The sequence below is a fragment of the Parabacteroides bouchesdurhonensis genome (genome assembly GCF_900186615.1).
GTDB classification, from domain to species: domain Bacteria; phylum Bacteroidota; class Bacteroidia; order Bacteroidales; family Tannerellaceae; genus Parabacteroides; species Parabacteroides bouchesdurhonensis.
Window position 1 is genome coordinate 1092416 of sequence record NZ_LT896588.1, and the last position, 20502, is coordinate 1112917.

At 50.4% G+C, this 20502-nt stretch carries 26 protein-coding genes; 4 read left to right on the top strand and 22 right to left on the bottom strand.

The annotated features are described in order from the left end of the window. The first annotated feature begins 12 nt into the window (after positions 1–12). On the top strand, positions 13–1338 hold the full coding sequence (locus tag C1721_RS04675; protein WP_022161962.1) for a site-specific integrase: 1326 nt from the start codon (positions 13–15) through the stop codon (positions 1336–1338). A gap of 25 nt (positions 1339–1363) precedes the next feature. Here the strand turns inward: C1721_RS04675 and C1721_RS04680 are convergent, their stop codons facing one another. The 18 genes from C1721_RS04680 to C1721_RS04760 all read right to left on the bottom strand — a co-directional run bounded on the left by C1721_RS04680 (position 1364) and on the right by C1721_RS04760 (position 16575). Further along, positions 1364–1675, bottom strand: a complete 312-nt coding sequence (locus C1721_RS04680; protein ID WP_022161963.1) for a helix-turn-helix domain-containing protein — start codon at positions 1673–1675, stop codon at positions 1364–1366. After that, entirely contained in the window at positions 1672–1965 is a 294-nt protein-coding gene (locus C1721_RS04685; protein ID WP_102407370.1) for a helix-turn-helix domain-containing protein, read from the bottom strand. Before C1721_RS04685 ends, C1721_RS04680 begins: the two co-directional genes overlap by 4 nt. A gap of 12 nt (positions 1966–1977) precedes the next feature. Continuing rightward, positions 1978–2301 carry a helix-turn-helix domain-containing protein gene (locus C1721_RS04690; protein ID WP_102407371.1) on the bottom strand — a complete coding sequence of 108 codons (324 nt, stop codon included), beginning with the start codon at positions 2299–2301 and terminating at the stop codon, positions 1978–1980. A 207-nt stretch (positions 2302–2508) separates the two neighbouring features. Next, positions 2509–2925 carry a dihydrofolate reductase family protein gene (locus C1721_RS04695; protein WP_032949291.1) on the bottom strand — a complete coding sequence of 139 codons (417 nt, stop codon included), beginning with the start codon at positions 2923–2925 and terminating at the stop codon, positions 2509–2511. A 318-nt stretch (positions 2926–3243) separates the two neighbouring features. Further along, positions 3244–4551 carry a sigma-54-dependent transcriptional regulator gene (locus C1721_RS04700; protein WP_032944527.1) on the bottom strand — a complete coding sequence of 436 codons (1308 nt, stop codon included), beginning with the start codon at positions 4549–4551 and terminating at the stop codon, positions 3244–3246. After that, entirely contained in the window at positions 4526–6898 is a 2373-nt protein-coding gene (locus C1721_RS04705) for an ATP-binding response regulator (RefSeq protein ID WP_070101145.1), read from the bottom strand. Before C1721_RS04705 ends, C1721_RS04700 begins: the two co-directional genes overlap by 26 nt. Before the next feature lie 491 nt (positions 6899–7389). Next, positions 7390–8178: a PRTRC system ThiF family protein gene (locus C1721_RS04710; RefSeq protein WP_102407372.1), complete on the bottom strand. Its 789-nt coding sequence runs from the start codon at positions 8176–8178 to the stop codon at positions 7390–7392. Continuing rightward, the gene (locus tag C1721_RS04715; RefSeq protein WP_102407373.1) at positions 8175–8876 is read right to left on the bottom strand and encodes a prokaryotic E2 ligase family D protein; all 702 of its coding nucleotides are present in this window, start codon (positions 8874–8876) and stop codon (positions 8175–8177) included. The genes C1721_RS04710 and C1721_RS04715 overlap by 4 nt, the downstream gene beginning before the upstream one ends. A gap of 16 nt (positions 8877–8892) precedes the next feature. Further along, positions 8893–9828 (bottom strand): hypothetical protein, encoded by a 936-nt coding sequence (locus C1721_RS04720; RefSeq protein ID WP_234347304.1) that lies wholly within the window; start codon positions 9826–9828, stop codon positions 8893–8895. A gap of 11 nt (positions 9829–9839) precedes the next feature. Then, a complete protein-coding gene (locus tag C1721_RS16270) occupies positions 9840–10007 on the bottom strand; it encodes a hypothetical protein (RefSeq protein WP_234347307.1) in 168 nt (55 codons plus the stop codon). A 5-nt stretch (positions 10008–10012) separates the two neighbouring features. After that, entirely contained in the window at positions 10013–10234 is a 222-nt protein-coding gene (locus C1721_RS04725; RefSeq protein WP_032944520.1) for a PRTRC system protein C, read from the bottom strand. A 3-nt stretch (positions 10235–10237) separates the two neighbouring features. Beyond that, positions 10238–11272 carry a PRTRC system protein E gene (locus C1721_RS04730; RefSeq protein ID WP_087208449.1) on the bottom strand — a complete coding sequence of 345 codons (1035 nt, stop codon included), beginning with the start codon at positions 11270–11272 and terminating at the stop codon, positions 10238–10240. A gap of 33 nt (positions 11273–11305) precedes the next feature. Further along, complete coding sequence (locus tag C1721_RS16275; protein ID WP_057252928.1) at positions 11306–11521, bottom strand: hypothetical protein; 216 nt, start codon at positions 11519–11521, stop codon at positions 11306–11308. A 5-nt stretch (positions 11522–11526) separates the two neighbouring features. After that, positions 11527–11856 carry a hypothetical protein gene (locus C1721_RS16280; protein ID WP_234347308.1) on the bottom strand — a complete coding sequence of 110 codons (330 nt, stop codon included), beginning with the start codon at positions 11854–11856 and terminating at the stop codon, positions 11527–11529. 11 nt (positions 11857–11867) lie between these two features. Beyond that, positions 11868–12104 carry a hypothetical protein gene (locus tag C1721_RS04745; RefSeq protein WP_032944600.1) on the bottom strand — a complete coding sequence of 79 codons (237 nt, stop codon included), beginning with the start codon at positions 12102–12104 and terminating at the stop codon, positions 11868–11870. Positions 12105–12299: 195 nt separating this feature from the next. Then, the gene (locus C1721_RS04750) at positions 12300–14399 is read right to left on the bottom strand and encodes a type IA DNA topoisomerase (RefSeq protein WP_102407374.1); all 2100 of its coding nucleotides are present in this window, start codon (positions 14397–14399) and stop codon (positions 12300–12302) included. A 94-nt stretch (positions 14400–14493) separates the two neighbouring features. After that, positions 14494–14757, bottom strand: coding sequence for a DUF4099 domain-containing protein (locus tag C1721_RS04755; protein WP_057252920.1), 264 nt, complete (start codon positions 14755–14757; stop codon positions 14494–14496). A gap of 45 nt (positions 14758–14802) precedes the next feature. Next, a complete protein-coding gene (locus C1721_RS04760) occupies positions 14803–16575 on the bottom strand; it encodes a DUF3945 domain-containing protein (protein WP_102407375.1) in 1773 nt (590 codons plus the stop codon). Positions 16576–16679: 104 nt separating this feature from the next. Between C1721_RS04760 and C1721_RS16285 the strand changes: the two genes are divergently transcribed. From C1721_RS16285 to C1721_RS04775, 3 genes are all read left to right on the top strand, one after another. After that, positions 16680–16958 (top strand): hypothetical protein, encoded by a 279-nt coding sequence (locus C1721_RS16285; RefSeq protein WP_234347309.1) that lies wholly within the window; start codon positions 16680–16682, stop codon positions 16956–16958. 372 nt (positions 16959–17330) lie between these two features. Continuing rightward, complete coding sequence (locus tag C1721_RS04770) at positions 17331–18146, top strand: type IV toxin-antitoxin system AbiEi family antitoxin domain-containing protein (protein WP_005801810.1); 816 nt, start codon at positions 17331–17333, stop codon at positions 18144–18146. After that, entirely contained in the window at positions 18143–18937 is a 795-nt protein-coding gene (locus C1721_RS04775; RefSeq protein WP_005801809.1) for a nucleotidyl transferase AbiEii/AbiGii toxin family protein, read from the top strand. The genes C1721_RS04770 and C1721_RS04775 overlap by 4 nt, the downstream gene beginning before the upstream one ends. Before the next feature lie 54 nt (positions 18938–18991). Here C1721_RS04775 and C1721_RS04780 read toward each other — a convergent pair whose 3' ends face one another. The 4 genes from C1721_RS04780 to C1721_RS04795 are packed head-to-tail and all read right to left on the bottom strand — an operon-like array spanning position 18992 to position 20324. Next, on the bottom strand, positions 18992–19282 hold the full coding sequence (locus C1721_RS04780; protein ID WP_102409242.1) for a DUF4120 family protein: 291 nt from the start codon (positions 19280–19282) through the stop codon (positions 18992–18994). Positions 19283–19294: 12 nt separating this feature from the next. Then, positions 19295–19792: a hypothetical protein gene (locus C1721_RS04785; RefSeq protein ID WP_102407376.1), complete on the bottom strand. Its 498-nt coding sequence runs from the start codon at positions 19790–19792 to the stop codon at positions 19295–19297. A gap of 12 nt (positions 19793–19804) precedes the next feature. Next, the gene (locus tag C1721_RS16290) at positions 19805–20020 is read right to left on the bottom strand and encodes a DUF6926 domain-containing protein (RefSeq protein ID WP_102407377.1); all 216 of its coding nucleotides are present in this window, start codon (positions 20018–20020) and stop codon (positions 19805–19807) included. A 46-nt stretch (positions 20021–20066) separates the two neighbouring features. Further along, entirely contained in the window at positions 20067–20324 is a 258-nt protein-coding gene (locus C1721_RS04795; protein ID WP_005801804.1) for a hypothetical protein, read from the bottom strand. Positions 20325–20502: the final 178 nt, after the last annotated feature.

The window sequence follows — 20502 nt, forward strand, 5'->3', positions numbered from 1 at the left end:
AAAAATAGGATTATGAAAAGAAATACTGACAATATGGAAATCAAACGTCGCAGTACATTTGCGATACTGTTTTATATAAACCGCACCAAAGTCCGTAAGGATGGAACGTGCCAGTTGCTGTGCAAGATAAGCATAGATGCCAAATGGGAACAGATAGGAACGAAAGTATCCGTCAATCCGGCCATCTGGAATCCTGAAAAAGGACGGGCTGACGGCCGCAGTGAGAATGCCATTACCGTCAACCGGGCTATTGATGATCTGACCAAAGAAATCAAGGAGCATTACAGGCGGATTAAGAACAGTCTGGGATTTATTACGGCAGAGCAGGTAAAGAATGCCGTGATGGGAGTCGGTCAGAAACCGCTAACTCTGCTGGCTCTTTTCAGAGAGCATAACGAGGAGTTTAAGAAACGTATCGGTGTGGATCGTATAAAGGAGAGTTATGATTCCTACTTACGTTCATATAAGCACCTTTCGGCTTTCGTGCAGGAAAAACGCGGCGTAGAGGATGTACTGCTACGTAGTCTTGACCGTGTGTTCTACGATGACTTTGAACTTTTTCTCAGGACGGACAGGAATTTAAGCCCGAAGAGCGTGCATGAACATCTTTACAGGCTGAAGAAGATGACCATGCGGGCTGTCAGCCAGGGAACAATCCGCCGTGATCCGTATTGTCGCCTTCATCCTGAACTGCCCAAACGGAAAAGTCGTCATCTGAAGCTGGAAGATCTGAAGACGCTGCTTACAACACCTGTCGAGAAGCCACAGCTTCAGTTTGTAAGGGATATGTTCATCTTCTCCACTTTTACCGGACTTGCCTATACGGATTTGAAAAAATTGAGGGTAAATGATATTACCCAATCTGAAGACGGTTCATGGTGGATCCATATCCATCGCCAGAAAACAGGAACACTGTCTTCTGTCCGATTGCTGGATATTCCGTTGAAGATAATAGAAAAATATCGGGAACAGAGAAAGGATGACAAGGTCTTCAATCTGTATAGTCGTACGTATTTCATTATGCTCGCCCACCAGTTGGGTGAAGTTTACGGATTTGAACTTACATTTCATAAAGCACGACACAATTTCGGAACCCATATAACCCTTTCATTGGGTGTTCCAATCGAGACAGTCGGCAAAATGATGGGGCACATGCGTATTGAGACCACGCAGCTTTATGCCAAAGTGACTGACAGGAAAGTTGACGAGGACATGAAACGGCTGAAAGCAGCCGGAATGGATCGGATTCCTGGTCTGTATGAAGAAGATGTTATTGTCAGGAAACGAAGAAGGAGATTCGGATACCAATTGTCCGACAACAAAGAAACGACCTTGTAAAGAGGCCGTTTCTTTTACTTTTGCTTCATACCCATCGCTGTTCTTCCCTACATCTTTTATAAGCGTCATCAAGAACTTTTTGTATGTCTGACTCTTTGTAAAGGGCTTTTCCCTGCACAAGATAGTAAGGTATCACACCGAGGGTCCGGTATTCCTGCAAGGTACGCCGGCTTACTTTCAACAGCTTTGAAAGTTCCTCGTCCGTGAGGAAATAATCACCGTGAAATGCGGGCCTTGGAGCCGTCCGTATTGCGTCTATCATGCGCTCCATGTTTTCCAGCCCTTTGAAAATAGTATCAATCCGCTGGTCTTTTCTGTTTATAAGATCGTAACTCATGGCTTTCTTTTTTGTGGGTGATAACTTGATTCCAACAGGCTTTGTACATCTTCCGGTTTGTAGAAGAACTTGTTCTTGATCCGGGTGAAAGGCAATAGTCCTTTCTCGCGATATACCTGAAGTGTTCTCTTGGATATTCGGAGAATCCCGTATACCTCCTGATTGTCCATCCATTTTTTCAGTCCCGCGTCTTTAGTCTGACTACATATACCAATGACTTTTTTCTCAATCAGGCTGAGGCGGACAACCAATTCGTCAAAGGTCTGTTTTTCCATACATATAATTTCCATACCGTCATTTTATTAGGATTGAAGACCGAGTTCCTTTTTTATTTTCGTCGGCAGCACCTTTCCCTTTTTGTTCAGGAAGTCCTGGACTTCCGAAGCTTTGTAATAGGTACGTCCGTCAATCATGTAGTACGTGACGAGCTTCTTCTGGCGGTAGCGTGCAAGGGTACGCTTGGTAACACCAAGGAGTTCGCACATATCCTGGTTGTCAAGCAGCTTGTCACCCTCAAGGGCGGCCGTCTGTCTGTTCATGCGGTTCAGTCTGTCATCTATCCTGTCAAACCGTTCCATTATCTGGTGGAGCATCATCTGGAATGTCTCCCTGTCTATCTGTATCATAATGAATTCTGTTTTTTAGTGCAATAAATCCGTTAATTACACCGTGTTGCGCAACAGGTTTCATTATGATATAGGCCAAAACATGGACCAATGGAGCATATTGCCACATAAAAACATGGCAAGTCGCTGAATAATAGAGAAATAAAAAATCAGCCCCATAAAAACGAGACTGATGGAAATATTGCAAATGCAAGAGCGTGCAATCTTTTATTGCAATGTTTTGCGATAAGTAAGGCGGCAGATCCCGTTTCTGAACGTTTTTGTCCTGACCAGTTCCCATTTGTCCGTGGAGATATGTTTTGATACGGGAACCGTTTCGGAACTGATTACCGGAAGAAGAAAAATGACCATCTCATCTATCAGGCGGTACAGGGACAGTCCCCGCAGCAGTTCTGCGCCGCTGTCGTCATAGATTTCAGCCAGATATATGTCAGAGGGTGCAGACTGTTCCTTGTCACAGATGAGGTCGACTAGCGGATAGCCCGGATACAACATGCGGGTGGACCGGCCCCGCCAGTAGGGGAAACCGTCATCGCTGTTTTGTATCCATTGCAGCAGGGAATCGTTCCGTGCGGGGACGAAACCGTTCAATGTCATTGCTATCAGAACCTGTAACTTTGCCATACCTTGATACTCCAAATGAAAAGCGTGAGGCTCACGCTATTTCGGATGGAGGCTCTGACAAAGCCCAATACAGAAATTTGCATGAGCTCACGCTATTAGGCATAGCATAAGCTGCACGCAAAAGCCTCTGTATTTTTGAATTTGTCAGATTCCCATCCGAGACGTCTTGCGACTTATGTATAATATCCGGCGAGGCTGTCAGCCCTGCCGGTATTTTCTTATGTTCCTGCTGGCAGTATGTGTTCCATATTTTGCCAGACTTATGCAAATGTAGGCATTTTATTCCAGACTGGAAAACTTCTCCGGTCTATATTGCCTTTATTTGTCGTTCAGTCCGTATTTCTTCATTTTTCTGTACAACGTAGAAGGATCAATGTGCAGCATCTCCGCCGTCCGTTTCCGGTTGCCCGTGCATATTTTCAAGGCCCTGATGATGGACTGTTTTTCCTGTGTCTCATTTTCCGGAAAAAGGAAGATTTTCTCTTTCTCATCCTCGATTCTTATGTTCAAACAAGCCGTTTCGATTATCGGCTGTTTGGACAGCAGGACGGCTCGTTTGATCTTGTTCTGCAATTCCCGTACATTTCCCGGCCAGCCGTATGAGAGCAGCTGTTGCTCTGCCTCACGGCTGAATCCGTCGGTCTGCCGTTTGAGTTCCCTGGAGAACTTTTCCCTGAAATGTTCGGCAAGCGGAAGTATGTCCTCCGGGCATTCATGCAGGGCCGGCAGGACGATTTCAAATTCCCCCAGACGGTGGTAGAGGTCTTCCCGGAAGCGTCTCTCCCTGATGGCCAGCTGAAGGTCCTCGTTGGTTGCCGCCACTATCCTTACGTCGGAGTGTTTCTCCCGGTTGCTGCCTATAGGGATATAGCTGCCTTCCTGCAAGGTACGCAGGAGCATGCTTTGTACCTCCATGGACAATGTTCCTACTTCGTCAAGGAACAGGGTCCCGCCACGGGCCGTTTCAAAGAAGCCTTCACGGTTTGTGTCCGCCCCCGTAAACGTCCCCTTCACATGCCCGAAAAAGAGCGAGGGCGCAAGCTCTTTGGGAATGACCCCGCAGTTTACTGCCAGGAACGGCTTTTCCCTGCGCTCGCTGGAATAATGGATACGTTGCGCTACGGATTCCTTGCCTGCACCGTTCGGACCAAGAATCAGTACGGAAATGTCAAATGGAGCGACCGTACGAGCTAGATTTTCCACTTCTTTCATCTGTCGGCTGTTCCTGGGAAGGATGCCCTTGTCCTTTCCGTATATGACTGAGCGAGGATGCAGGATGTTCTTTATCAGACTTTGCAGTTCATCCATCTGAACAGGCTTGGCCAGATAGTCTTTTGCCCCCATCTTAATGGCACGGACGGCATCCGACACGGAGGCATATCCGGTCATGATGATGAAGGGAACGTCTATCCGTTCTCTCTGCATCCATTCGAGCAGCGATATGCCGTCCCCCTGCGGAAGACGGACATCGGAAAGGACAAGATCGAAAGGCTCCTTTTTCAGAAGCCGCCTTGCACCGGGTTCGTCTATCGTCGTCACTGCTTCATAGCCGGATTTCTCAAACCATTTCTTTTGTTGTCCGGCCAGCAGGATATTGTCTTCAACTATGAGTATTCTGTGTTTCATCCGTATAGTTCTTTAAGTCAAGTTTTCTGATTTCCGAAAGCAGGTTCTTCGCATCGCCTACCAGCCGGTCTATTCTTCCGATGACCGTCTCTGTATATGTACTGATGGTCAGATCATCGGAAGTATCGTCATGTAGGATTCTGCTGTATGTTTCCAGTTCACAGGCCACTCCCAGCTGTTCCCAGGTGGGATACATGCGGTGCAGGGTGTTTTTCATCCGCTCCGTGTCCGTTTTCATGCTTTCAAGGGCTTTTTTCAGTTCCGTCCTGTTGTCGATCGATTCCTCAATGAAAGCATTGAGCATCCATTCCATATCCCCCGTCTCTGCGGCTAAGGCATTGAAATCCGCCTTCTGTTCTTGCCGCTGGCCCGACCTTTCCATTATGGAGGAAAGGAAAGCCTGCAGCTCGTTCATGGAGAATGGTTTCTGTATGCAGCCGGAAAAGCCGGCTTCAGTATAGCGGCTTTCGTCCACGTCGTTGCGGGCAGTCATGGCGGCAACCGGAATGGTGCGTGAATTTCCGATATTGGAATGACGCAGGAGATATAGCAAGTCAAAACCGCTGGTCCCGTGCATCTGGATGTCTGTCAGCAGTAAGTCGTAGGGTTCTTTCCGCAGTTCGCCCACCACGTCCTTCGCCCCGATGCAGGTACGGCATGATACACCGTTGCGCTCCAGCATCTCCATGACGATGCGCAGTTGTATCGGATCGTCGTCCACAAGGATGATACGCTTTGGAAGGCTGAGCCTTTTCACGGTCGGCATGACATGGTTCTTTACCGGTTCAGTGGAAATGGCGAGGGGGATTTCCGTGTGGAACAGACTGCCTTCCCCGACATGGCTCGATACGGAAATACTGCCGCCGAGCAGGTTCACAAGTCCCTTGGTTATCGGAAGGCCGAGCCCGAAGCCTTCCGGCGAAATGTCTGGCGCCGCCCGTTCAAACGGTCTGAATATGCGTTCTATCGTTTCCTTGTCCATGCCGATGCCCGAGTCCTCCACCTCCATGGTCATTACCACGTCCTTGTGGCTTACCCGGAAACAGACTGTTCCGTTGCGGGTGAACTTGATAGCGTTAGTCAGCAGGTTGTCCGCCACCTGACGGATACGGTCCGCATCTCCGTATACCACTATGTCGGTGCCTTCTGCTTCCGTTTTGAAGACCAGCCCCTTGTCATTGGCCGCACAGGTGTATTCCTCGTTAATGTCGTCGACGAAGGCTTTCAGGTTGAAAGGTATCCTGTTCAGTGATTCCTTCGCTTCGTCCAGTCTGGAGAGGTCAAGCAGGCTGTTGGCAAGCCTTGTGATATGGCGTGAGGACTTGATGATGTTGTCAAGGTAAGTGTTGCGGCGTTTTCTTTCCCTGGTGTCAATGGCCAATTCCGCACTGCCGCAGATGGCGTTCAATGGTCCCCTTATGTCATGGGAAAGCGTTACGATGATACGCTTTCTCATTTCGGACAGTTCCCGGTTCTGTTTGAGCGTATCCACCAGTCTGCTGCGGTCATGTTCCTTGCGCCGTATGTCCCTCTGTATGACAAGATGGGATATGATCAGCAGGACAATGGCAACGATGATGGTGGCCGCAAACAGCTTGAATGAAAGTGCCTTTGCCTCCGCAATCCTTGTTTCCCGGTTTTGGAAAGCGGCCTGGACCTGTTCGTCAAGGGCGGTGATGAAGGAGTTCAGTCTTTTGTTCAGTTTCAGGTTTTGCAAACGCAGGCTGTCAATATAGAGTCCGATATGTCTGTCATGCTCTTCCTGCATGGTTATCAACTGGCGGTTGAGCTGCCGCAGTTCTGTCGTGGAAGCCGGCACCTGTACGGTTTCCTTCTTGCCAAAGAAACCTGCTATGCCGTTTTTCCGGCGGGTGACTGTGCGTGTACGGGTACTCTTGTCGATGACCTCGGGGAGATGGTTGTAAAGCAGGCTGTCTGATGTCCTCTGCTCCTGAAAAACCGTTGTAAGATGATACAGGCGGCTTTCCTTCTCTTCCAACAGTCGTCGCAATGTGTCTATCTGTTCGTGGCTTACCAGATCCAGGCCGTTGTCTTTCATCCGTTCCAGCAGGCTGTCTATGTGCAGGCGCCTGTTCTGGTATGCTGAGAAGTCCTCGCTGTCCCATCCGATGGCGGATTCCCCCAGCAATGCGATTCCGACAATGTGGCGGCGTATGGCGTTGACTTCATTCCGGATCTCACGTATTTCTGCGGTTCCGTTTGCTATGTCATGCATTTTTTTGCGCTCATGAAGCAGTATGGCAATCATGCTTCCGATGACTGCCAGCAATATCAGATAACCAGCTATGATTTTTGTCTGCAATGAAATTCCACTTAGCTTCCTCATACGCCTTATGATAAAAAAATCCCGGAAGGTTGTGGGGGCGCAGTCTTCCGGGACGTGAGTAATTTGGATGTCACCCCGATGCGCTATCCAGTCGTACACAGAATGCACTCCGGCCTTTTATAACCTTGGCGGGCGACGGTTTGCCCGCATGATTCGCCCTTCTGCCGGCAGCTGTCGGCAGAAAATTCTCTGGTTCGGGTATCCAATATCTTGTCCATATTCTTTTTTTACAGTCAGTCCATATTTCTGTTTCTCCGTATTTTCCGATGCAGGAAAAAATAAGGCCCCCTGTTATAGTCCCGTGTGGAAATGTGGATGGCCCTGTTTTCGTTTGCCTGAATTATGGAAGTTCCGGCAAGACAATACGCTGTCCTATTGTATAATATTCCAAAATACAAATATATACATTTGTTCCTAACTGCAATGAAGTTAATATATGTTTGTCTTGATTTCAAACAAGTTTTAACATGTTATAGGTCATAAAGCCGCGTTCAGACAGGTATCGGATTCATTTTCAAGGTAGAAAGGTTCAGGTACAGCCCGTAATGCTCGATCATGCCGTTGCGGAACATCTTCCACAGGATGTTGCAGCCGAGCTGTGCCAATGTGGAGTTGATGAACAGGTCCTGCTTTTCCAGGGCCTCTGCCAGTGAGCAGCTCGGTTCCGAGTCTTTCTCCTTTACTTTCGCGTATTTCACGTAGCGGGTAATCACTTTCAGTGACTCCACCGTTTCGTACAGCTTGGATTCCGGCTGCCTGATTTTTTTCGGTACGGTTCCGAGGACGACCTGTCCCGTGTCCTGTGTATTCCCGAAGTCCATCCAGTACAGGGGCGTCTCGTGGCTTCTGTATTCCGATACCGGCACGGCTTTCAGTATGTTCCACAGGTCGATACGTGACTTTATGTTGTCCGTGCAGGTGATCGTTATGTTGGCCAGATTATCCCGTCTGGCGTCCTTCAGGGCTGCCGGATAGATGTCCGGTACCGCCTTCCAGTCGTTGCCGAAGAAGTTGTTCATGCGTGTGACAAGACACTGTGCCTTGTTCAGGCCGATGTCCGAGGGGCTGAAGAGCTGTCGCCCGATGTTGGCCTCCGTCACGATGTCGGAATCATACACGGTTATAAACAGCCCGGGGTGTCCGAGTCCCCTCAGTGCCGTGTCAAGTCTGGCCAGGCAGGTAAGTACCTGCGAGCCTGTTCCTCCCGCTCCGATAAGGTTTACCGTTACCGGATGCTGCGGGTTTATGAGATAGTTGTCGATGTAATGTACTCTTTTCATTTCAGTATGTCTTTAAGTTTCATGTTGTTCAGTTGCTTCAGTTCGTCGAGGTTGAAGTCCCTGTCCCGTGCCGCCTTTGTCACCAGCACGAGGTTTGACCTTGTCGGGTTCCCGTTCCCTCCCAGGTGGGTGAATTCCGTCAGCCAGAATTTCCTTTCCCAGTACTGCAGCAGCTTCTCATAGGTCAGGTCCTTCGGCAGATCTATCCTGGCGTTTCCCAAACATACGCTGGAACCTGTCACGTTGAAGAATGGAGCGGCATACAGCACGGTATCCGGTCTGGGAACATTTTCCTTGTAGGCATAGATTCTCATTCCGTGTTCTCCGGCCTCGTAGATTACTCCCGGCAGGTAATATTCCGCGTTTTCTATTTTGAGCACGGGGCTGAAGAACATCATCCTCTTGTGCGGAGGATTGTACCACACGTATCTCTCGCTGCCCTTGCGCGGGTCGCAATACAGCAGATTAGAGGGTATCTTTCCGTATGGAGTGGTGCTGTGTCTTTCCGAGTATCCCTTCACGAGCGTGTTCATGAATTCCAGGGTTACTGGTCTTCCTTCCGTCATGTTTCCCCGGTCGTCAATTTCACGGATTTCAAGGAAAAAGTTCCTGTCATTCTCCGAGGCATAGGCAATCAGTGCCGCCCTGGGGTTGAGCGGCGTCTTGATTTTTCTGGTCAGTTCGTTGCTGTCTATCATATGCTTTCAGATTGGTTTATACTGTGATGTTGATGAATTTTTCCGCCCATTTGAAGAAGCGTTCCGGATAGTCGTCCATGCGGAACAGTTCCTCCGTTTCCGGAGACAGGTCACAGGTGGTGACCGGAATAATGTCGTATGTCTCCTGGCTGTAGGAGTTGTAATAGTCGGTGAGATATTCCGTTATCATGTCGGTGCAGTCATAGATGACCCGGATCTGCTTGCTGAGATACATGGGCAGAAAGTCCGGTTCTTCCTCGTAGAAGGGATCGTAGCCGTATTCCATGATGCCGTGTTCAGGTGTAAGGAACTCCAGTCCCTCCTTCATGACAGAGAGCAGTGACTGTTCGTACCCGTCCTTCGGCTTATATCGGTCGATTGCCTTCGGCAGATTCTTGTAATAGGATTTGCGTTCCACCCGGCGTAACAGGGCATGTATCCTGCCTTCCTCATAGGAGTGCAGGAGCCGCCGCCTCTTTTTCCGGTCAGATGCCGTTTCACCCGAATCATCCTCAGACATCAGTGTCAGGGCATAGTCCATGTCATCCTCGTCCAGTACAGTGTTTATCCCGTTCGCCTGCATCAGGTTGTGGATGAAGGTGACGGATATGCGTCTCAGTTCCGGTCCGAGCCTTTCCATGAACTTCGTCGGGAAGTAATACAACGTGAGTTCTCCCCATTCATGACATTTCCAGAGACGGAACAGGAGTCTTTCTTCGTCCTGCTCAATGTTGACATTCATGTCATTGCCTACAAGGTTACACATCTCTTCGTGCAGTCTGGCAATGCTTTCGCCGGGCGTTCGTCCCGGTGTATGTACCGCCTCCTTCTTCATGAGGAGTGCATATCTGAAAAAGGAATCACGCAGGTACTCATAGTTTTCCTGCGTGATAAGATTGTGCGGCTTCCCGTCAGTACCGTCCGTGAACAGTTCCGATGGGGATATCGGCAAGAACGTAGCGTTCAGAAAAGAATTACGGCACCGCTGGGTGCCGCAATCCGTTTCTTTCTTTCCGTGCCGTAATGCACCTTCCTTTCTGTTTCCGCAATGATAAGTCTCGCGAGCTGTTCCGCCTGATATCCGTCCAATGGTACACATGATTTCTTCTTTTTTCTGTTGTCCTTTGCCATATCCTTTATCCTTTTGTTCCGATAGTTGTCTTGAACTCATATTCTGTCATGTCCTCCCTGATGACCGGTCCGTGAACGGTAGCCGTCGTCAGTTCCGGGTACATGTTCGAATAGTAGCTCATGACCATGTCCGGCGAGATGTTCGGATCCGGGTCATGAAGGGTTATATACTCCGTTCCTTTCTTGAATTTGAATGAGCGTGTCATTCCTTTGATTTCGAGTGCCATGTCTTAAACTGTCTGATAAGGTGAATACTTGGGTTCCAGCATGGACTGCGGGAAATCGATGTATTCCTCGTAGTCCTTCTCACTGTATGCGGGGTGTTCCTGATCGGAGAGGTACGGTTGCTGTTCGTCCTCCTGCATGAACCGTTCTTCCTGCCAGTCCTGTATTTCAGGCTGCGGCGGATATTGAGGTTGGGAAGGCTGCTGTCCGCCTGTCCGCTGTACGTATTGCGCGTGCGGCTGTATCTGCGGTCTTGCCTGCGGCTGTGGCGGCTGTTGTTGCGACGGCCATATTCCCGGTTGTTGCGGATGCTGCGTGTATGCCTGTTGTGGTCTCTGCGGCGCGGGCTGAGCCTGTCCCGGCATCGGCTGTGACGGTCTCCGCGTGTATGTCTGCTGCGGTGCCGGCTGTTGCGGACGTTGCGGTTGCGGATTTCTCTGTTCCGGTGCCTGCGTGTATGCCGGCTGCTGGGAGTGTGGCTGTTGCTGCTGTACCGAAGGTTCCGGCTGTGCTTCCTGTTCCATCAGGTCGAAGAGGCTTCCCCGGTTCATTTCCGTGTCGGCCGCCTTTATCTTCTCCTCGATTTCCTTCAACTGGGCGGCATTCGCGTGTGCTTTCGCCTGTGTAAGCACACTGACGGCTTCCCGGTGGTTTCTGGCCGCTGTCAGTTCTTCCGCCTTCTTCATCAGTTTCTCATACTTCTCCCGTTTCTCGCGTTCTTCCTTCGTCTCCTTGGATTTCGCTTCCTTGGCAGCCTTGCTGCTGGCGGCGGCCTTGTCCGCCTGTGCCTCGAACTGTGCCATGTTGGAGATCAGTCCGCACGTTTTCTGTATAGGTCTTGTGACTGCCTGCAGGAATCCCGTATCAAGTTCCTGCGGTGTGCCCGTGACAGTCAGCGGCACGATGTGGTTCTGGGCCTCGTCCTTGAGTCCGTTCGATTTGGGCAATGTGGAAACGGTCAGTTGTCCGTTTGTCTTGCGGATGACGATCGTGAGGTCCACGCTTTCCGTCATCATCTGGTGGATTGCTGTAAAAAACATAATTTCAGATATTAAATGATTAGACGATGTGTTTCAATATTCGCTGAAGAATTCTGCCAGCAGCCTGTTCCTGTCCGGATGTCTGCAAATTTCCAGAACGGGGTTCAGCAGCTTTGAGATGTGAACGGGACCTGTGGTTCCCCTTGGTGGCAGCTTGATTGCCGGTTGCGGGACGTGTACTTTCGGTCTTCTTGTCACGGGCATCCCTATCGGAGCTGGTGACTGTCTTGTGATGATCGCTTGTTGCATATTCTTTAATTTTTAACTGTGAATACCCGGGCTTTGGCAGCCCGTTGAACTACAAGGGCCCAACGGCAAATGCTTCTGGAAAGGCAGGGTTTTCGGGAAAAATACCGGAGCGCAGCGAGGATGATTTTTTCCGAAACCGCTTGCGGCCTGACCTTGCCGTCCGACAAGAAGCGTTTGCCAACTTTGCCCTGTAGTTCTCGGTTTGCCAATGTCTGTGTTTTTAGTCCTTTCCCTTTTCTTCCCGTGTCATTTCCGGTTGTGACGGATACAAAAAGAGCCGCCCGCTCCCGGACAGCTCCCTTATGCTGCAATGATAAATTCCGTGCATGTTCCATATCGTCAGATTTCAGAAGACCAGAAAACTCAGTATGCACAGAATGATGGCCAGTGCCACGAGAAAACAGGCTATACGGTAGAGGAACCTGAAGAGTCCCCTGAAACAGATGATGGCCACGGCGGTCCATACAGGCGATATACCGTGGGAATAGAGCCAGCTGAATATGATGGCTGCTGTTACGGCCAGCGCGAGTGTCCTTGCCCATCTGCTGTCCGCTATCTTTCTGATACGTTCTTTTGTTTTCATAATCTTCATGTGTTTGGCGGGAATGCCATTCCCGGTTTCAGGGGCTTTCTTGCAGTCCGCCTCCACAGGCAAGGTTTTCGGGAAAAATACCGGAGCCTCGGGCGAGGATGATTTTTCCCAGAAACCGTCAGGCCCGACCTTGCCGGTGGAAACGGGCGGGCTGCGACCTTTGCCCCGCGAATCGGGATGGCTTCATCATTTCCTTTTCCTGCCGTTCCCGTTTTTGGGGAACGAGAGTGTCAGGGTAAATCCGGCGTCAAAGGTGACCGAAGCGTCGAAAGCCACGCCCTTCTTTCCCTTGAATCCCTTGATGAGCCGTGTGGAGCCGGAGGAGAAAAGCTGTTCCAGATGCTGGTCCGTCAGTTCCTTGTTCAGGAATCTGCGGTACACGGTCAGTCCGCACCCTTTATTGTCACAGCGGGCACTCTTCTCCCTGACGATGATGTGTCCGGTCTTGCATTTGGGACAGGTGAACGTACGGGCGGCTGCCGCCGGAAGGCTGAGGTTCAGGATTTCACGGGTAGCCTTGCGGGTGTAGTCCGTGATGGATGCCATGAACGTGTCCGGTCCGAGCGTGTGCCGCTCTATCTGGAGCAGGGTCTTCTCCCAGCTTCCTGTCAGGGAAACATCCGCCACGAGCATGTCCTTCACCGCATCGTAGATATGGAGTCCCTTTTCCGTGGGGACGATGCTCTTGCCGGAGCGGGCGATATAGTCACGCTTGAACAGTGTGGTGATGATGGCGGCTCTTGTGGCGGGCGTGCCGATGCCCAGCTCCTTCACGGCCTCGCGTGCCTGTTCGTCGGCTATCTCCCTGCCGCAGGTCTCCATGGCCGCCAGCAGCGTGGCTTCGGTATAGAGCGGTCTGGGCACGGTCTTCTTCTGGGCCAGTCCGAATCCTGAAACCGGAACCGTGTCCCCTTCGGCAAATACGGCCGTACCCTCGTCGGTTTCCGGCTCGTCATCCTCCCGGTCCTCTTTCCGGCCAAAGATGCCGCGCCATCCCGGGCTGACCACGGTAGAACCCTTCGAGCGGAAGTCCATCCCCTCCAGACGGCACTCCATGAGCAGCATTTCCTTCTCGCAGCATGGTGCGAACGCCTCCAGCATACGTCCGGCTATCAGCGTATAGACGGCGGTCTCCGCCTCCGAAAGCCCTTCTGGAGCAATACCGGTCGTGATGAGGGCATGGTGGTCCGTCACTTTCCTGTCGTCCACGCTGCGGGTGTTGAGACGCGCAAAGTCAAGGATTCCGGCACTTGTGGCGAATCCGGGCATGGCCATAATCCTTTCCAGCAGACCGGGCACACAGGCCATCACGTCGTGCGGGATGTAGCGGCTTCCCGTTCTCGGGTAGGAAATGAGCTTCTTCTCGTAGAGCGACTGGGCGATGTCCAGTGTCTTTGCCGCGGGCAGGTCGAGGTGCACGTTGCAGTCCTTCTGGAGTGCCGTCAGGTCGTAGAGCAGCGGCGGCTGTTGCAGGGTTCTCCTGCGTTCCACCTTCGTGACTGTCGCACGGGAATCGGAAGAGATATGGCGGTAGGCCGTCTCAGCCTCCTGCCGGTCACTGAAGTTCGCCGTGTGGAAGAAGCGGCGGTGCGAATCCCCGTTCTTCAGGGTGACGTGCAACTGCCAGTACGGTGTGGAGACAAAACTCCGCTTCTCCCTGTAACGGCTGCATATCATGGCGAGCGTCGGCGTCTGTACCCGTCCGATGGAGTTGTTGGACGAGCCTGAGACGATGGCCAGGGCCCGGCTGGCGTTCATACCCACCAGCCAGTCCGCCTTCGCGCGGCTGTCGGCGGCGGCATACAGGCTGTCGTATTCCGAGCCGTCCTTCAGTTCCTCCAGACCTTTCCGTATGGCCTCGTCGGTCAGCGAGGAGATCCACAGGCGGCGGAACGGTTTCGTGCAGCCCAGAAAGTCGTATATCCAGCGGAAGATAAGTTCCCCTTCGCGACCGGCATCGGTAGCCACGATGATGCTGTCACAGCGGTTGAACACGCTTTCTATGACTTTCAGCTGTTTCGAGGCGGCGATGTCCGTGACCATTCCCCTGTCCGTGCGCACCTGTCGGGAGACCAGGCGGAACGGTTCGGGCAGCATCGGCAGGTCCTCCGCCGCTGTTTTCGTGTAACCGTAAGTGTCCGGCATGGCCAGCGACACGAGGTGTCCCAGTGCCCATGTTACCATATATCCGTTGCCGGAACAGTAGCCGTCATTTCTTGTATCAGCCCCGACTACACGGGCTATGTCCAAGCCTACACTCGGCTTTTCTGCGATGATTGCTATCATATTGTTAGGATAAAAATTAAGCCGTTTCCCGTTTTCCGTGCGGAAGACAGGAAACGGCGGTAAGACATCGGTTTACTTAATAATTGCCCTCAGGTTATCTGCCCAGCGGTGTCACTCCCTGGATTTCCAGCAGCGGCGCCTCGCCCTTGCGGACCAACTGGAGGGTGGCGTCCATCACCACGTCCACGCCGAGGAGTACGAGGCTCAGGGACATCACTTTTGTTTTCTCTCCCCTGAGGAGGGTGTCCATCTCGCCGGAGAGTTCCAGCTCGTCCTTCATGATACCGATACCGGAGAGTTCGTCCCAGTTCACTTCATCAGCCTTGAAAGGCATGTCGTTTCCGTTTTCCTTTTTCATATTTCTTTCTTTTTTGATTCAACATTCATTTTCGGTTGCCTGCCATCAGGCAATGCTTGCACCCTTTGACTTGCGGTTGCCCTGTTCCTGTCGCTGGTTGTTGGCCACCACGTTGCGCTGCGAGGCGTCACGCTTGCGGTCAGGATTCTCGTTGTAGAAGTCCAGACGCCCCTGGTTGAAGTTCGCCTTGACGTACTGCGAGATGGTCTTCCCGTCATATCCCTTGATGCCTTCCACCAGCACGGCCTTTCCGCTTTGCAGGTCCGCACGCTGCTTTCTGGTCAGCTCCACGTCCCACACTTTGGTAGGAATCTTGAAATCCTCGCGCTGCTCGAAGCCGTCCGGCGTGCGGGAGTAGCTCAGCCGTCCCGTCTCCAGGTCGGCCTTGATGAAGGAGGAGAATTCCTCTCCCTTGCGGTTCACCATGTCGTTGAGGAAAATCACCTTGCCTTCACGGAGCTGCTGCTGTTCCTCCGCCGTAATCTTCACCCCGTTGATTTCGTTGGGGATATAGATTTCACGTGCGCCCTCCGGGGAGTCCGGGTTGTAGCGGGTGTATGACGGACGGCCTGTCGCCTCGTCCAACTTCACGTAGGAGGAGAACACCTCGCCGTCCTTGCGCTGCATGCCCTCCACGAAGATGGCTTTCCCGGCGTTCAGGTCCTCAATCTGTTTCTGTGTCAGTTCCACGCCCCCGAGTGTCTGGCGGTTGAAGAGCTTGTCGTTCTCGAAGATGAACTCTACGCCCCTGCGTTCGGCATTCACTTGGATGAAGGCGTTGAACTCGTTGCCGGACTTGGCGATCATGCCCTCGACATAGACCTTCTTGCCTTCACGCAGGTCGTTCTGTTCCTGTTCGGTCAGTTCCACGCCTTTGATTTCCCTCGGTATGATGGCGTTCTCCGCTTTCATGGCGACCACCTCGTTGGTCAGCTTGTCGATGCTGATGAAGGATGGGATATACTCCCCGTTGCGTCCTTTCAGCTCCACGACACGCCCCATATTGCCCGTTTCGAGCAGGTTTCGCTTGTCCTCGTCGGAGAAGATATGTCCGAAATACGGTCGGTCGAGGTCGGGTTTCTGTCGGATACCGTGGATGCCGAGTACCACTTCGCCCGCCATGGACTGCTGGAAGGACAGACGTGCGTCCGTTCTCAGTACGGCAGAGCCGAAGTTCATGCTGATGGGCACGACCTGGTTGGTCTTGTAGCCACGGAGCATCTGTTCGAGCAGTCCGCGCTCCTGGAGGTATTCGCGGGAGATTCCGAAATTCTTTAGCTGTTCCCAGTTGATCATGGACTCGTTGTAACGGTACTGGGGGGACTGGGTCTGCGGCTGGCTGTCAGCTGCGGCAGCCTGCTGCCGGGTTTCATTTTTCTTTGCCATTTCTTCTTGATTTTGTTGGTTGATACTTTGGTTTTCCTTGTTGCGCGGAACAATCTCGTACTGCTTGAGAAATTCCTCCACGGCTTTTGTCTTTTTTCCTGCGGCGATGTCCTCGATGGCCTGCTGTACGGCAGGGTCGTCCAGCCTGTCTTCCTTGACGGAGAGGATTCCGAAGCGCGTCGGGTCTTTCAGCTGGCTCCAGAAGTTCTTGATGAAGTTCTCGAAGGCGTCGGCATAACGGTCAATTTTCAGGAAGGAGTTCCGGTTCTTCTTGTCGGCGGCTACCGTGTTGAATTTTCCGTCCTTTCCGATTTGAGATACCGCTTCAAGAATCAGTTCCATCTTGTCGAGGATGAACACGATGTCACTCATCTGCTCATTTTCGGTGACCTGCGGTTTCGCGGGTTCTTCCCTTGCATTTTTCTTTGCCATAACATTTGATTTTTAGTGTTGATAACTCATGTTGTCAGTGCAAATATATAGGAGAAAAATTGATAAATAATTGATTTGCAATGCGTTAGGATATACATTACACCATGTGTCATCACATTACACCGCAAGCCGGAGAAAACGGAGTGAAAATGCGTGGGAAAACGGCAGGAAAAGAAGAAAAAAACAAGGGACGAAAAAGGAAAGGGAAAAGACGGGAACAGGCCGGACAGACACGGGCATGGCGGTACACGCTGCCGCACGGAAGAAAAGGAAAAACTGTAATTATGCAGAGTTGGGAGCGAGCTGCTTTTGTCCCCCCACTTGATGTGTCCTTTTGTGACAGGAAGCGGAATTCTGTTTACGGGAATAACCGGATGGCGTAATCCATTGGGATGGCATACGGGAGCATGGTTCTCCCGTCGGATTCTTTTTTATGTTGACCTGTATCTATGCGTCGTAGGTCGCTTCGCTTGCTAAGTCCCGGTCCTTTCCCCAACTCGGACGGCAATACCGGAGCGTTTTTTCGGGCGGAAAATTACCGCAGGGAATTTTGTGTCCCGAAAACCGGAGGCTTGAACGTGGAGGTATTCGCCCTCCGAGTTAACTTCTCTGAAGGGACTTATCAAGTGAAGCGTGGCTTATGATGCCATTTTATAGAAATATGGAGAAAAATTCCCTTTCAACACAAAAAATGCAATAAATCTGCGTAAGTAGTCAAAAAATGACTACTTTTGCAATGTCATTGCAGTTGAATTATGAAGAAGCATATAGAAACTTTGTCAGATTGGATTGAAAGCCGGGAAGTAAGGGGATATTACACCTTCACTAAAGAGGATATAGAAAAGCAGTTCCCCTCAGCGGGTAAGGTATATATCAAAACCGCATTGTACCGTTTGGCCGCCAAAGCGAAGATAGTTTCTCCCTGGCGTAATTTTTATGTCATTATGCCTGTGGAATATTCGTTAAAAGGCGTAATTCCGCCTGTTTTCTATATGGATCAGCTGATGTCCTATCTTGGGAAAAGATATTATGTTGCTCTTTTGAATGCGGCTTCATTTTATGGCGCGTCACATCAAAGAGTACAGACATTTTCCCTCATGGTGGAACAACCGAGCATGAGGAATACTTCAAAGAGCGGAACATCCATATTGTTCTTTTCCAAGAAGAAAATAAGTATGGAATTTGTAAGGAAGCACAAGACGCAGACAGGTTATATCAATGTTTCTTGTCCTGAACTGACAGCCGTTGACCTGGTAGAAAACGAAAAAAGTGTAGGTGGTCTGAATCGCGTCTGCACCGTGTTGAATGAATTGGCTGAGACAATGAATTTGGACAGCCTGGATGATTCCTTTTTCAAGACATCGGCCATACCGGTCTTTCAACGTCTGGGTTATATTCTGGAACATGTATTGGAAAGAGCGGATTTGGCGGAAACCTTATATTCCAAAATGGAGGTTGCAGGATTAAAATTCAGAAAGATACCGTTTAAGATAAACAAACCGACAGAAGGTTGTGAGGTTGACAAGAAATGGAAAGTAATCATTAACCAGGAAATAGAAATAGACGAATGATACCGGAATTTGCAATCAGGGAATGGAGCGAACATGTTCCATGGACAGAGTCCGAACAGGTCGAACAAGATCTGCTGATATGCAGAGCCTTGACTGAGATATACAAGGATGAATATCTTGCTTCACATCTGGCTTTTCGCGGAGGGACCGCATTACACAAGTTGTTCCTCTCGCCCCAACCTAGGTACAGTGAAGATATTGACTTGGTACAGATTAATGCAGAACCGATCAAAGAGACCTATGACCATATAAGAGATGCACTCGCTTTTCTCGGGGAGCCGAAAGTGAAGCAGAAAAAGCACAACAACACTTTGATTTTCAGGCTGGAATCAGAATCCATACCAGTGGTCCCGATTCATCTGAAAGTGGAAATCAACTGCAAGGAACATTTCAGTGTACTGCCTATGCAACGTATGCCATTTTCAGTGGTCAACAAATGGTATAACGGAAAATGCGATGTCCTGACTTACCAGTTGGATGAACTGGTAGGTACAAAACTGCGTGCCTTGTACCAACGGAGAAAAGGACGTGATTTGTATGATTTGTACAAGGCCTTGACCACATCAGACATCAACATAGACAACGTGCTGGCTTGCTATCAGAAGTATATGGAATTTGTGGTTGACCACATTCCTACTTACAAAGAATTTATTATCAATATGGAAGACAAAATGCAGGATGATGAGTTCTTGGGTGATACCATGCAGTTGCTTCGGCCGGATGAAGAGTTCAATCCGCAGGAAGGCTATGAGGTGGTACGAACGCTCCTGTTAGACAGGTTACAAAAGTGATGAAAGCCCATTTTCTCATTTACCGGGGGAAATGGGCTTTACAGGATTTTATCTTCAGGTGTGTATGCTCCATCCATGGAACGAATTGAGCATCACGGCGTATGATTCGTCCGGTCTGCCATGATAGAGTACCCCTCCGACGACTCCTGTCCGTCCGTCGGGAGTTCTTTCGGCGAATCCGAACGAATGGGGTGCAAAGTCCCGGTAGAGTTCTATTTCATATTTCCCGTTTGAGTTCTTTTCCCACTGTTGCAATCGTTCGATGCACTGTTGTAAGGTATTGTCTCCGATACTTTTTGCGTATTCCACCACCTTGTCGTAGTGTTCCTGACATTTGATTATCATATTCATTCATTTTTATGTTGTCTGTAACAGTTCTTCATATTCACCGAAGCCGAAACATCCGGCTATGACAAAATCTTCCCCGCTTTTGTCAGCCAGCGACAGCAGGCTGTCCAAAGTATCGCAGTAGAAGAAGATTTCATTGTCCATTTCCGTATCGGAATCCATGTCCAGGGCGATTCTTGTCTCCAGCGTCTCCAAGGTGTCATTCCAGCGTATGGCGCATTCGAGAAAATGCGGTTCATGTCCCTTTTCAGTACGGTACTCCTGATATTTTTCACGGATTTCCTTCTTGATTTCCTCCGGCTTCTTCCAGGCACTGTCATCCACGATTTCAAGACTCAGCCCCTCGACAAGCAGGCACGTACCTTTGTCATATACCATCAGGGTACGTTTTCCCATGTGGCTTTTTCTCAAGTTTTCCCAATCGGGAATGTCCCATCGTTCGGTAGTCCATACTCCCCGGTAATTTTCGGGGACAGCGAGGTATTCGCTCAGTGTCATTCTTTTCATTTTTCTGTGTATTTATGGTGAAACAAAAAGAACCTTGCAGGTCTTGCAAGGCTCTCCAAATGCGGGATAGCGGTCAAACTCGTTGCAGGCGTCCCAGTCCACGCTCATCGTGTATCCTTTCGGGAAATGTGTGCCGACAAACTTTTCAATCATGGCCCGTTCCTCTTCGTTCAGGCTGCCGTCCTCTTCCGTTCCGTATTCCAGGGCATATATGGCCCATTCGGGAATGTTGTCCTATTCCGTCTGTTTCATGTGCGCTGCCATAACATACCATTTATGCGGCGGAAAGCCTGCCGATTATCTCCTGAAGTTCCTGTTCCCATTTTCCGTCGCCATTGCCGAAGGATGGATAGGTAAGCTGGTACCAGTTGTGGTAGTCGAAGAGTTTCATCCTCAACGGATAGTAGTCGAACATTTTCCGTCCGTCCCTGAAGATACGGATATGGTTTGTACCTATGTTCATGGCCTGTAGTCCGTGTCCGTTTAGAATCTCATGGAATCTTTCCATCGGGGTGAAGTTGCTTCTGCTCATATCTTTCATTTTTTGAGTTAGACATCTGCGGCTTGTCAAGCCGGTATTTTATTTCTTGCCTGCCTTTCTGTCCCGTGCCGGATTGCGCAAGGCTTTGCGAAAAAATACCGGAGCCCCCGGGCGAGGATGATTTTTTCAGCAAACCACGGAGGGGCCCGGCCTTGCACAATCCAGCGGG

Excerpts from the sequence above, each read along its gene's own strand:
- C1721_RS04675 (WP_022161962.1), top strand. The coding sequence starts at position 13 with ATGAAAAGAAATACTGACAATATGGAAATCAAACGTCGCAGTACATTT.
- C1721_RS04680 (WP_022161963.1), bottom strand. The coding sequence starts at position 1,675 with ATGAGTTACGATCTTATAAACAGAAAAGACCAGCGGATTGATACTATT.
- C1721_RS04685 (WP_102407370.1), bottom strand. The coding sequence starts at position 1,965 with ATGGAAATTATATGTATGGAAAAACAGACCTTTGACGAATTGGTTGTC.
- C1721_RS04690 (WP_102407371.1), bottom strand. The coding sequence starts at position 2,301 with ATGATACAGATAGACAGGGAGACATTCCAGATGATGCTCCACCAGATA.
- C1721_RS04695 (WP_032949291.1), bottom strand. The coding sequence starts at position 2,925 with ATGGCAAAGTTACAGGTTCTGATAGCAATGACATTGAACGGTTTCGTC.
- C1721_RS04700 (WP_032944527.1), bottom strand. The coding sequence starts at position 4,551 with ATGAAACACAGAATACTCATAGTTGAAGACAATATCCTGCTGGCCGGA.
- C1721_RS04705 (WP_070101145.1), bottom strand. The coding sequence starts at position 6,898 with ATGAGGAAGCTAAGTGGAATTTCATTGCAGACAAAAATCATAGCTGGT.
- C1721_RS04710 (WP_102407372.1), bottom strand. The coding sequence starts at position 8,178 with ATGAAAAGAGTACATTACATCGACAACTATCTCATAAACCCGCAGCAT.
- C1721_RS04715 (WP_102407373.1), bottom strand. The coding sequence starts at position 8,876 with ATGATAGACAGCAACGAACTGACCAGAAAAATCAAGACGCCGCTCAAC.
- C1721_RS16270 (WP_234347307.1), bottom strand. The coding sequence starts at position 10,007 with ATGGCAAAGGACAACAGAAAAAAGAAGAAATCATGTGTACCATTGGAC.
- C1721_RS04725 (WP_032944520.1), bottom strand. The coding sequence starts at position 10,234 with ATGGCACTCGAAATCAAAGGAATGACACGCTCATTCAAATTCAAGAAA.
- C1721_RS04730 (WP_087208449.1), bottom strand. The coding sequence starts at position 11,272 with ATGTTTTTTACAGCAATCCACCAGATGATGACGGAAAGCGTGGACCTC.
- C1721_RS16275 (WP_057252928.1), bottom strand. The coding sequence starts at position 11,521 with ATGCAACAAGCGATCATCACAAGACAGTCACCAGCTCCGATAGGGATG.
- C1721_RS16280 (WP_234347308.1), bottom strand. The coding sequence starts at position 11,856 with ATGGAACATGCACGGAATTTATCATTGCAGCATAAGGGAGCTGTCCGG.
- C1721_RS04745 (WP_032944600.1), bottom strand. The coding sequence starts at position 12,104 with ATGAAAACAAAAGAACGTATCAGAAAGATAGCGGACAGCAGATGGGCA.
- C1721_RS04750 (WP_102407374.1), bottom strand. The coding sequence starts at position 14,399 with ATGATAGCAATCATCGCAGAAAAGCCGAGTGTAGGCTTGGACATAGCC.
- C1721_RS04755 (WP_057252920.1), bottom strand. The coding sequence starts at position 14,757 with ATGAAAAAGGAAAACGGAAACGACATGCCTTTCAAGGCTGATGAAGTG.
- C1721_RS04760 (WP_102407375.1), bottom strand. The coding sequence starts at position 16,575 with ATGGCAAAGAAAAATGCAAGGGAAGAACCCGCGAAACCGCAGGTCACC.
- C1721_RS16285 (WP_234347309.1), top strand. The coding sequence starts at position 16,680 with ATGTGTCATCACATTACACCGCAAGCCGGAGAAAACGGAGTGAAAATG.
- C1721_RS04770 (WP_005801810.1), top strand. The coding sequence starts at position 17,331 with ATGAAGAAGCATATAGAAACTTTGTCAGATTGGATTGAAAGCCGGGAA.
- C1721_RS04775 (WP_005801809.1), top strand. The coding sequence starts at position 18,143 with ATGATACCGGAATTTGCAATCAGGGAATGGAGCGAACATGTTCCATGG.
- C1721_RS04780 (WP_102409242.1), bottom strand. The coding sequence starts at position 19,282 with ATGATAATCAAATGTCAGGAACACTACGACAAGGTGGTGGAATACGCA.
- C1721_RS04785 (WP_102407376.1), bottom strand. The coding sequence starts at position 19,792 with ATGAAAAGAATGACACTGAGCGAATACCTCGCTGTCCCCGAAAATTAC.
- C1721_RS04795 (WP_005801804.1), bottom strand. The coding sequence starts at position 20,324 with ATGAGCAGAAGCAACTTCACCCCGATGGAAAGATTCCATGAGATTCTA.